General features: G+C 61.0%; 8 protein-coding genes and 1 pseudogene. 5 read left to right on the top strand and 4 right to left on the bottom strand.

Features of this window, described 5'->3' with window-relative positions; all coding sequences use genetic code 11:
• From Q0239_RS12240 to Q0239_RS12225, 4 genes and pseudogenes are all read right to left on the bottom strand, one after another.
• Positions 1 to 1,089: pseudogene (locus tag Q0239_RS12240) on the bottom strand (cobaltochelatase subunit CobT); the annotation flags it as partial.
• A gap of 44 nt (positions 1,090 to 1,133) precedes the next feature.
• Positions 1,134 to 2,657 (bottom strand): S1C family serine protease, encoded by a 1,524-nt coding sequence (locus Q0239_RS12235; protein WP_298603277.1) that lies wholly within the window; start codon positions 2,655 to 2,657, stop codon positions 1,134 to 1,136.
• 73 nt (positions 2,658 to 2,730) lie between these two features.
• Positions 2,731 to 4,842 carry a transglycosylase domain-containing protein gene (locus Q0239_RS12230; protein WP_298603274.1) on the bottom strand — a complete coding sequence of 704 codons (2,112 nt, stop codon included), beginning with the start codon at positions 4,840 to 4,842 and terminating at the stop codon, positions 2,731 to 2,733.
• A 52-nt stretch (positions 4,843 to 4,894) separates the two neighbouring features.
• Entirely contained in the window at positions 4,895 to 7,081 is a 2,187-nt protein-coding gene (locus Q0239_RS12225) for a primosomal protein N' (RefSeq protein WP_298603271.1), read from the bottom strand.
• Positions 7,082 to 7,195: 114 nt separating this feature from the next.
• Between Q0239_RS12225 and Q0239_RS12220 the strand changes: the two genes are divergently transcribed.
• The 5 genes from Q0239_RS12220 to Q0239_RS12200 form a co-directional block, all read left to right on the top strand.
• Positions 7,196 to 7,876 (top strand): DUF4197 domain-containing protein, encoded by a 681-nt coding sequence (locus Q0239_RS12220; RefSeq protein WP_298603268.1) that lies wholly within the window; start codon positions 7,196 to 7,198, stop codon positions 7,874 to 7,876.
• A gap of 85 nt (positions 7,877 to 7,961) precedes the next feature.
• Positions 7,962 to 8,615, top strand: a complete 654-nt coding sequence (gene fsa, locus Q0239_RS12215; protein ID WP_298603265.1) for a fructose-6-phosphate aldolase — start codon at positions 7,962 to 7,964, stop codon at positions 8,613 to 8,615.
• Between the two features lie 22 nt (positions 8,616 to 8,637).
• A complete protein-coding gene (locus Q0239_RS12210) occupies positions 8,638 to 9,549 on the top strand; it encodes an energy transducer TonB (protein ID WP_298603263.1) in 912 nt (303 codons plus the stop codon).
• A 147-nt stretch (positions 9,550 to 9,696) separates the two neighbouring features.
• Positions 9,697 to 10,317: a GTP cyclohydrolase I FolE gene (folE, locus tag Q0239_RS12205; protein ID WP_298603280.1), complete on the top strand. Its 621-nt coding sequence runs from the start codon at positions 9,697 to 9,699 to the stop codon at positions 10,315 to 10,317.
• A 53-nt stretch (positions 10,318 to 10,370) separates the two neighbouring features.
• The coding region (locus tag Q0239_RS12200; protein ID WP_298603259.1) for a TrkH family potassium uptake protein at positions 10,371 to 11,444 on the top strand (1,074 nt) is incomplete at its 3' end.

Raw genomic sequence — 11,444 nt, 5'->3', positions numbered from 1 at the left:
CGAAGCGAAATCCCAGCTTCGATGCTGCTGCGCCATCAGGCGGAGCTGCGGGCGGTTGGCGGGCCGCGTCCCCGCGCCTTGGAACCCCGACAATTGCTGGTCGAGATACGCACGCAGACGGTTGAGTTCATCTTCGTCGGCCAGCTCGGTTGCACCGACGATCTCGTCATATTTGGTCGTCCAGCTTTTATAGTCGCTTTCGGGCAGATGATCCCAATTGCGGCGCTGCGGGTTGACCGGCTGCATGCCGTCTTCACCCATGTCGCCATCGGCGTCGTCCATGTCGTCCATTTGCGACTGGTCATATTCGGCTTCGGACTCTTCGCCTTCGCCCTCTTGCGGCTCGGCGCGGGCTTCGGCCTGTCCGGCTTCGCCCTGGCCCTCATCGTCGCTTTCGCCGTCCTGCTCTTGCTCCTGTTCGGATTCGTCCCCGCCTTCGTCGGCTTCGTTGGGCTCAATCTCGCCCTCGGTCAGGTCGAGATGTTCGAGCATGGTTTGCGCAAGCGAAGCGAAAGCGGCCTGATCGTCGAGTGCGAGGCCCAAGGCATCAAGGTCGCCGCCGGCCTTTTCCTCAATCCATTCGCGCAGCATGTCGACGCCTTGCGCGGCATTTTCCGGAACTGGCTGGCCGGTCAGCCGTTCGCGCACCATCAGCGCGAGTGCGGTTGAGATCGGTACTTCCTCCGCCGCCTGCGCGCGCGAAATCGGGTCGGTACGCAGTCGCATTTCGAGTGAATGGGTGAGGTTGCCCTTCACCCCTTCCATCGCGCGCGACCCCAGCGCCTCGATACGCGCGGTTTCGATGGCATCGAAGGCAGCGCCTGCCATCGCCTCATGCGGGCGCAGTGCTGCATGGCGCGCGGCATCATGATGTTTGAGACGCAGCGCGAAACTGTCGGCAAAACCGCGCGCTTCTGCGATCTGTTCGGGCGGAAGCGAACGACCGGGCATGGGCACGCGGAAATTCTTCCCCGCCTGTGTCGGTGCGTCAGCGGTGAAGGCCAGTTCGATTTCCGGATCGTGCGCAATGGCGCGCGAGGTGCCGGTTAGCACTTGTTTGAATTGTTCGAGGGGGGAGTTGTCTGCCATGTTCGACTCAGGGCCTTAACGGCAAATTTCCACCACGCAAAGTTTCAGTTGCAATTGAAAACGAGCAATTCATTCGGCTGTTGCGGCAGCAACTGGCGGACGGCTGCATTCATCGACGCCACCTTTTCCAGCATGGCAGGATCGGCTGAGCAGCTTTTTACATCATATTGGTTTCGTGCAACGCGGGCCTTTTGCATCGCCTCGGACCCGAGCAAATGGCGTTCGATGCGATAGCTGCTGCGCGTCGGTTCAAAGCTGACAATTGAAACCTGCGCTTCGTTATTCGGCACGAATGTCCGCACCCAGCGATCCCCATCCTGGGCATATTGGGTTTTGCCATTGACGCAGCCGCTAGCCGCCCATTCGAAGGGAACGTCGGCGGTGTCCGAAACGGTAATCCGGCTGCGGCTGCGATCTATCACGCAGGTCAACTTGCCCTCTTGCGCCACCTTTGCTGGCGCAGCGGGATCTTCGGTATCGGTCAGGCGCGCCTTGGTAAGTTCATCCACTTCGGCAAAACTGGGCCTTGCGTACCAGGTGAGCAAGGCAGCAATAACCAGCGCCGCTGCCGCACCACCTGCCAGCTTTGCCTGATCGCGCCGTTCGCGTTCGAGCAACTGCCAGCTCGTGCCCGCTGCACCCAGCGCAAGGAAGATCAACACGACGGTCAACATCGACAGATTGTCGCGCGATTCGATGATATCATATTCCGCCAGTCGCCGCGCTTCTCCGAAGCTTTTGCTACGGGCCGCTTCGGTCAGCCGGTTTTCCTCGGCTATTCTGGCAGCTTCGGCGGCTGCCCTTTCGGCTTCGGCCCGGCTCATCTCGGCGCGCGAGAGGCATTCGCTATCGACCGAGCGGAAAGCGACACCATTTTTCCGCAAGAAAGCGGCGGCTTCGCGCTGCGCAACGGCGAAAAAGAATTCGGCATCACTGCCATCCGAAAGGCTACCAAAGCTGTTGACCCCAAGCACACGTCCGCAGCCATCGACCAAAGGTCCGCCGCTATTGCCGCCACCGATCGCCGCAGTGTGCAGCAAGGTTTCGAAATCCTTCGCTGAACGGCCACCCGAAATATTGCCGCGGGTTTTGACTGGCGTCTGCGGGCGCAGGACATCGGCCATATTGAGGCCCTGCGCGATATCGACGCCACCCGGATAGCCAATCGCAAAGACATCGGCGCCATCGCCCACCGGCCCACTGAAAAAGGTGGCTGGGGTGAGGCGCTTGCCGTCATTCAACGCGATCAGAGCCAGGTCATTGCGCGGGGACCGGTCCATCACCTCTGCGGCAATCGCTTCGCCGCCGTCGGAAGGCACGATCACGACGCGGATGGCGCCGTCATATTCCTCTTCAGAAACGACATGGGCGTTGGTCAGCACCTTGTCGGGTGTAACAACGATGCCTGATCCATGGCCAATCGGCGTGTCGCTGCCTGCTGCCGGGAACACGACCACGCGAACGACGCTGCGGCTGGCGGCGGCAATATCTTCCGGATCGGCGCGGGCAGTCGATGCAAAAACCAATGCGATCAATGCAACAAAAAGGCCTGTCAAACTTAGCCGCACGCGAATCTCCCTCAGGCCCCTGACAGCTTTCGACCACATTTAAGCCTTTGGTTCAATGCAAAGGCTACCGGCTTTATTGCCTGCGGGCAGGCTCTTCGCGCGGTTGCACATTTACCCCATCGCGCCCGAACGTAACATCCAGCGGCACGCCTTCGATCTGCCCGCTGACAGTTACGCCCTTGCCCGGGTCAACACGAACTTCGGTGCCATTGATATTGACCGGCAGTTCCGGGATCTCCGGCAGGTCAAGCGGTTCGATCGGTCCCGTTGGATCAGGCTCGACTGCCGGTTTCGGTTTGGGCCGCGCACCGGCGCCTTTGACCGCTTGGCCCATGAAGTCGCGCCAGATGCGCGCGGGCAGGCCGCCGCCGGTCATGTTTCGCAGAGGGGTGTTGTCATCATTGCCGATCCACACGCCAACCACGAGATCGCCTGCAAAGCCGATGAACAATGCATCGCGATAATCCTGGCTGGTGCCCGTCTTGCCATAAGCGGGGATGGAAAGCCGCGCCGCGCGTCCGGTGCCCTGATTAACGGTCGCACCCAACAGCTCGAGTAGGGCCTTGTGCTGGGCATTGCTGAAGCTGCGCTGTGCCGACAGCAGCCAACCGAACCAGCCTTCATCTTCGGCCACAAAGGCACGTGGTTCGACCGGCCATTTATTTCCGGCAACGCCAGCATAAGCCGATGTTAGCTCGAGCAGCGTCATCCCCGAACTGCCAAGTGCCAGGCTGGCGTCGCGGGTCAGCGGGCTTTGGACGCCCAGATCCTTCGCCGCACGCGCCACCGCGCTATAGCCAAGCTGGTTGTACAGGCGTACCGCGACGACGTTGCTCGATTGGGCGAAAGCCTGTTTGAGCGTGATTTCACCACGATAGCGTTCGCTGTAATTTTTGGGGCGATAGGCACCTTCGATAATCGGGCTGTCATCAACCTTGCTGTCAGGCGTCATCCCGCTGCGCAACGCCGCGGTATAAACAAAAAGTTTGAAGGTCGAACCCGGCTGGCGTTTCGCCTGCGTCGCCCGGTTGAACGGGCTTTCCTTGTAACTTTTGCCGCCTACCATCGCCACGACTTCGCCATTGGGCCGCATCGCAACCAGCGCCACCTGCGCCTTACCCAACGGCGCGCGTGCGATGACGTTGCGGGCGATATTCTGCAGCCGTGAATCCAGCGTGGTGCGGATGACCTGATCCGAATAGCCGGTCTCGGCATCAAGCCGTGCCTGCGGCATCGCCCAATCGGCGAAGTAGGTGCCGGTCGGCAGCGTTTCCTTATAGCGAACATCGATCCGTGCGATCGGTGTGGCATCGGCCTTGGCCTCGCTGATTGCACCGGTCGCGACCATCGCGTTCAACACCAGCTTCGCGCGTTTGGCGGCGCGCTGCGGATTGCGGGTCGGGGCCAGGCGGTTGGGGGCCTGCACCAGTCCAGCCAGCATCGCCGCCTGCGAAAGCGTCAGATTTTCGGGCTTGCGATAGAAATAGTGCATCGACGCTGCGCGCAGCCCGTAGATATTGTCGCCAAAATAGGCGTTTGACAGATAGCGTTCGAGGATCTCATCCTTGGTAAGCCACGCCTCCAGCCAGAATGCGATCAGCGCCTCGCGGGCTTTGCGGGTCAGGCTGCGCTCTGGCGTCAGGAAGGTGAACTTCGCAAGTTGCTGTGTTATCGTGCTGCCACCCTGTTTGAGGCCACTGCCGAAAGTATTGCTCCACAGCGCGCGGGCGATGCTGCGCGGGTCGACGCCCCAGTGCGAATAGAAACGCCGGTCCTCGATCGACAGGAAAGCCTGCACGACATGCGGCGGCAGTTTTTCGACTTCAACCGGCTTGTCGACAATCGCACCGTTGCGGGCAATCGGTGTGCCGTCCCATGCCAGCAGGGTGATGCGCGGCGGCGCGATCGGTTGCAGCGATTTGGAGAGCGGCGCGGTGATTGCCAGCCAGAAAACGATCAGGATGAACAGCAGCAACAGGCCCGCACTGGCGCGGGTAAACCACCACCAGCGGGTTTTGCCGAGCAGCCAAGTTTTCGCGGTTTCGATGGACGGCGACGCTGCTGCCGTCGCGCTTTCCCAGGGCTTTGCTTCGCCGGGGAACATCCCGGCATAGGCACGGTCAAAGGCCGCCAGCCTGCTATCGATATCGGTCGGGGGAGGGGTTTTGGATCGGCGGAAGAACATCGATAAACTGTGTTATAGGAATAAGACGGCAAAGGGTAGAGCAAATTTTGGCTTACAGGAAGCTGTATGGATCGACATCCACCCCCACGCGCACCCCGCGCGGGAATTGTAGGCCACCGAGCCACTCGCGCATGATATTCTGCAGCTCGACCGAGCGTTGGGCATGAACTAGCAGGCGTTGCCGGTGGCGCCCACGGAGCATCGCCAGCGGGGCAGGGGCAGGGCCATAGACGTGCATCCCCTCGATTTCAGGGGCCGAACCGCCGATTGCGCGTGCGGCTTCAATGGCCTCGCGCTCATCTTCTGAACTGATGATGATCGCGGCGAAACGCCCAAAGGGGGGGGCACCGGCGCGGCGGCGCTGCTCGGTTTCGGCATCATAAAAGGCATCGCGATCACCTTCGACCAGCGCGGCGATCACGGGGTGTGAGGGATTGCGTGTCTGGATGAAGACTTCGCCGGGCTTCTCTGCTCGACCTGCACGCCCGGCGGCTTGCGCGATCTGCTGGAAAGTGCGCTCTGCGGCGCGCAAATCGCCGCCCTCCAAACCAAGATCAGCGTCGATCACCCCCACCAGTGTCAGTTCGGGAAAGTGATAGCCCTTGGTCACCAACTGGGTGCCAATGATAATATCGACCGCCTTATTCTCGACCAATGCTACAAATTCGGCGGCCTTTTCCGGCGACCATAATGTGTCCGAAGTTGCAACGATGGTCCGCGCCTCGGGGAACATGCGCTGTACCTCGTCGCAGATGCGCTCGACACCGGGGCCGCAGGGGACGAGGCTGTCTTCGGCGCTACATTCGGGGCAGGCGTCGGGCGGCGGCATGACATGGCCGCAATGATGGCAGGCAAGGCGGCGGACCAGCCGGTGTTCGACCATCCATGCAGTGCAATTGGGGCATTCGAACCGATGCCCGCAATTGCGACACAGGGTCAGTGGCGCATATCCACGGCGGTTCAGGAAGAGCAGGCTCTGCTCGCCGCGTTCCAGCCTTTCCTCGAGCGCTTTGAGCAAGGTAGGTGCAATCCAGTGGCCGCGATCGGGCTGGTCCTGCGTCAGGTCGATGGCCTCGATCCGGGGCATCTTTGCAGCGCCAAAGCGTGATGGAATTTCAAGTCCCTTATAGCGTCCGATGCTGACCATGTGGCGGCTTTCGAGCGCGGGTGTGGCCGAGGCCAGCACAACAGGGAATCCTTCGAACTTGCCCCGCATCACCGCAACGTCGCGGGCATGATAGCGCACGCCATCTTCCTGTTTGAAACTGATCTCATGCGCTTCGTCGACGACGATCAGTCCGGGGTTGGCAAAAGGCAGGAACAGCGCCGAGCGCGCACCGGCGACGACTTGCACCCGCCCTTCAGCCACACCCCGCCACACGCGGCGGCGCTGCGACTGCTTCATCCCCGAATGCCATGTTGCTGGCTCGACGCCGAAGCGCGCTTCAAAGCGTTGCAGAAAGGGTTGCGTGAGGGCAATTTCAGGAAGTAAGACAAGCACTTGTTTGCCAATCTTGAGAGCTTCTGCGACCGCCTCAAAATAAGTCTCGGTCTTACCCGAGCCGGTAACGCCATCGAGCACAATCGGCTCGAATGCGCTTTCCTTCACTGCGTCGCGCATCACTCCGGCTGCGGCTTCCTGTAGGTCAGATAGTTCTGGATGATGATGGTCCGGATCAGGCGCCGCAAAGGGCGCATCGATGCTGACCGTCACCGGCTCCAGCGCGCCGACCTTCACCAGCCCGCGGATCACACCCTCGCTGGCGCCCGCCTGCTCGGCCAGTTCGCGCACCAGCCCTTGGGCGTCCACCAAAGCATCCAGCGCGGCTGCGCGTTGCGGGGTCAATCGGGCAGGCTCAATCCCTGAGGGCCGATATTCGGTAACCGTCCCTCCCGCCGACAGCGCGGCAGAGGATGAAATAACCATCCGCAACACAGCGGCATGGTTGGAAAGATAATAGTCGGCAACCCAGTCGACCAGCCGCCTGAGGCCGCGCTTGATTGGCGGGACGTCGATAACCTCCAGCACGTTACGCAGGCGGTGCTCCTCGACCGCTTCGTCGCCGAACACCCCTTCGTCCCAGATCACGCCAACCATCTTGCGGGGGCAGAGCGGCACAACAACAACCGAACCGACATCGGCGTCCATCCAGTCGGGCAAGCGATAATCGAGCGGCCCGATGACTTGCGTCAACAACACCACGCGCACGCGCTTGCCGGAAGGTTGGGGGCGATTCATCTGGCGGATATAGGGTGTGGCTAATGCCGCGTCACGCCCTCAGCGACCCGTTCATGGTAGAGTCGGAATTATTCTGATATTCGAGCGCTATAGGGTTTTGGGAGGAGTCGCCTCATGTCCATTGTGTTCGAACGCCGCCAACTTTTGCTGACCGGGGCTGCGGGGCTCACCCTCGCGCTGCCCGGCTGCGCGGGCGGGCCACGCTACAGCCTGACTGAAGTCATTCGGCGGCTTCTGACTCTTGCCTCGCAAAATGCCTTTGCGCTTCTGCTTCAGCCCGGTGGCTTTTGGGACAGCTCGGTGGCGCGCATCGCTTTGCCCGATCGGTTGGGCGGCGGACGTGGGACAACTATTTTATCCGCACTGTTGCAAAGCCAGTCCTTCCGCGACCGTCTGCAGCGCCAACTCAACCGCGCTGCAGAAAAGGGTGCCGAGCGAGCCGCTCCCCTGATTGCAGACACCATCCGTATGGTGAGCATAGAGGCTGCCGATGAAATCGTGCGCGGTGGACCGCAGGCTGCAACCCGTTTCCTGCGCGGGAAGATGGGCATCGCGCTGTTCGACGCGATGCTGCCCGGCATTTCCGATGGCCTGCGTCTTTTCGATGATCAGGTGATCAATCGCGCGGTCCAATCGGTCACCGGTTTTGACATGCAGGCGCTCGGGCAGGATATCACCCGCAAAGCCGATGATGCCATCTGGGCGGCGATCGGGCTGGAAGAGGAAGGAATTCGCGCCAATCCGCGGAAGACCAATGACCCGATGCTGATCGCGGTCTTCGGTTTGCTCAAATAGCCGCAATATAGCGCTGTCCAAGCGATGGCGCTTTTGCCTATAGGCGGTGAAGTGATTCCAACCGCAAATAGAGAGCTGCGAGCCCATGAAAATCTTTGCCGACACCGCTGAAATCGACGACATCAAGGAACTGGCCGCCACCGGCCTGCTTGACGGGGTTACGACGAACCCGTCGCTGATCATGAAATCGGGCCGCGATTTCATGGAAGTGACCAAGGAAATCTGCGGGCTGACTGACGGCCCCGTCTCGGCGGAAGTCGTAGCGCTCGACCATGCAGGCATGATGAAAGAGGCCGAGGTTCTGCGTAAGATTGCGGACAATGTGTGCATCAAGGTGCCGCTGACCATCGACGGCCTTAAAACCTGCAAGGCGCTGACCAGCGACGGAACGATGGTCAATGTCACCCTCTGCTTCTCAGCCAATCAGGCGCTGCTCGCGGCGAAGGCGGGCGCCACCTTCATTTCACCTTTCGTCGGTCGGCATGATGACAATGGCTTTGACGGGATGAACCTGATTTCCGATATCCGCCTGATCTACGACAATTATGACTTTGGCACCGAAATCCTTGTCGCCAGCGTGCGCCATGGCATCCATGTGCTCGAGGCGGCGAAGATTGGTGCAGATGTGATGACCGCGCCGCCATCAGTGATCAAAGGCCTGTTCAAGCATGTCCTGACCGACAAGGGAATCGAAGGTTTCCTTGCCGACTGGGCGAAAACGGGACAGGCGATAGGCTGAACCGGGCCTGCGGGGGCAGGGGATGTTCGGGTTCGGCAAACGCCGGTGCAAGGAATGCGGAACCGAGCTTTCGGATATGGAGGATGTGCGCGATCGTGTTGACGATCTGATGCGCAATTCGGAATATGCGGCAGAGCCGCTCGAAAATATCTGTGCGCGCTGCCGCGTGTTGCTGGCAAAGGGTTCTCCCTCACTGCAGTCCAATCTGCATGTCATCGAAGCACGGCGGATTGAGGCCGAAGAGGCTGCAGCGGTCGCGGTCCCCGATACCGAGCCGGGACCTGTAGCTGATCAGCCAGAAGAGCCGACTCAAGAGCAAAGTGAATATGTTGGCGGCGGTGGGTATAAAACCGAAGAAGAACTTTTTCAGGAACAGACCGACGGGTATCGGCAATCGCGGTCTGCTTATCCACAAAGCACTGCGACGATGGTGCTCGACTGGCTGGTGAATACAAAGAACGGCCGCAACGTTCTCGGCGTCGGCTTTGTCTTGCTGATGATCCTCTTCAACCTCTTCGATAGTGACGAGAACAACGCGCCGCCGTTGAGCAGAGAAGAGCCCTATGAAGTTGCGGAGCAGACGGAAATAACTGAAACCAACAGCCCGGATGCGCCGCTGCCGCTGCCAACAGCACCGGAGCCGCAGCCATTGCCGCCGATCGCCCCGGCCACCAACCCGGGTACCTGGGTCACAACCAACGACTATCCGTCGCGCGCCTTGCGCGAAGAGCGCGAGGGGACCACGGCATTCCGGCTGGACGTCGGCGTCGATGGCAAGGTGACGGCATGTACGGTCACAGCCTCAAGCGGCCATGGGGACCTCGATGCGGCTACCTGCAAGGCGTTAATGCGCCGCGCGCGGTTTGAACCGATCACCGATGGCGGCGGCCCTGCAAGCTGGACGAGCCGGGTGCGCTGGACTATTCCAAAGTAAAATGCACACGCTCAAGTGTCGCCCCTCTTGCGGGCAACGCCTTAAGGGTTAATGGCTGTATAGGATAGAAAGGCGGGCGGGGGTTAGGCTTGCGGTGAAGCGAAAGAGTCGCTCATTAACAGGACCAGACCCATGAACAGACCCGAAATGGTGTTTCCCATCGCGCACATTCATTATGATGACGAGATTGACGAGAGCGGCAAGGTTGTCGTTCCCGACGAGGTTCTCGAAGCGATCAAGACGCTGATCCGCTGGACCGGGGACGATCCGCGCCGCGAAGGCCTGCTCGATACGCCGCGTCGCGTTGGCCGTGCCTGGCGCGAATATTGCGCCGGCTATGGCGAAGATCCCTCGGTACACCTGTCGCGCACGTTCGAGGAAGTCGGCGGCTATCATGAACTGGTGTTGCTGAAGGACATTCCGTTCCAGTCGCATTGCGAGCATCATATGGCGCCGATCATCGGCAAGGCCTCAATCGCCTATATGCCCACCGACCGCGTTGTTGGGATATCGAAGCTAGCCCGCGTCCTCCACGGCTTTGCCCGCCGCCTGCAGGTGCAGGAGCGGCTGACCGCAGAGGTCGCCAACTGCATCTGGGAGCACCTGAAGCCTGAAGGTGTGGCGGTTGTCATTGAAGCACAACATGGCTGCATGACCGGGCGCGGTGTTAAGGTGCACGGCGTCAACATGGTCACTTCGAAACTGCTGGGCTGCTTCCTCGACGATACCCGCAGCCGCAAGGAAGTGATGAGCCTGATGGGTTATTGAACCTTCCCCCTTGCGGGCAATACCGTTAAGGCATTGCAGGCGAGGGGAAAGTCTTGGCGGAACAACCACATCATCCCGAACATCTGATGGAACGGCTCGCGGTCGGCACGCTCGACCGGCTGGTGAACCTGTTGTTCGCACGGCCGGTGCAGATCGTGCCGCTGCTGTTCTTCCTTGTCTCGCTGCTCGGCGCGTTCGCCCTGTCTTTGCCCTCGGCGACCGAAAGCAGGCAGGGGACGCCCTTTGTCGACGCATGGTTCACCGCTGTCTCGGCGCTTTGCGTCACCGGCCTGTCGACGCTCGATGTGCCCAACCACTGGTCGGGGCAGGGCGAGCTGACGATCCTCGTGCTGATCCAGTTGGGCGGGCTCGGCATCATGAGCGCATCGGTGCTGCTCGTCGCCTTGTTCAGCCGGACGATGGGCTTTGGCATAAGGCGCGGGCTGGCGGCGGAGAATAGCGGGATTACGCCCGGCAATGTCCGCCCGCTGCTCAAGATCATTGTCGCCTTCACCTTCACGTTCGAGGCTGTCGTTGCGCTCTGGCTGTTTGGCTGGCTGTGGCTCGGCCATGGACAGCCGCTGGCCGATGCCGCATGGAACGGGCTATTCCACGCCATTTCCGCGTTCAACAATGCTGGTTTCGCGCTGTGGAGCGACAATTTGATGGGTTTCCAGTCGGACTGGCTGTTTCTGACGCCGATCATGGCGGCGGTGGTTGCCGGCGGCATCGGCTATCCGGTTTATCGTGACATGTGGACGCAGCGCGGCTGGAAGCGGATTTCGCTGCACGGGCGGCTCACGCTTTATGGTTATGCGTTCCTGCTGGTCGTAGGCGCGCTGCTGTTCATCATCCTTGAATGGGAAAATGGCGCGACGATGGGCAATATGGAACCACATGCGCATATATTGAACGGCCTGTTCCAGTCGGTCACTGCGCGCACCGCAGGGTTCAACGCGGTCAATATCGGTGCACTTTCCGACCAGTCGCTGATGCTCACCTCGATCCTGATGTTTATCGGCGGGGGGGGGGGCGGGGGGGGGGGGGGCGGGGGGGGGGGGGGGGGGGGGGCGGCCCCCCCGCCCCGCCGCCCCGAAACCCCGCGCCAGGCCCCTCACGCGGGAGTT

It is taken from the genome of uncultured Sphingorhabdus sp. (assembly GCF_937872355.1).
Lineage (GTDB): Bacteria > Pseudomonadota > Alphaproteobacteria > Sphingomonadales > Sphingomonadaceae > Sphingorhabdus_B.
The sequence above is the reverse complement of the archived record's forward strand: the minus strand, read 5'-3'. Positions and strand labels throughout refer to the sequence as shown.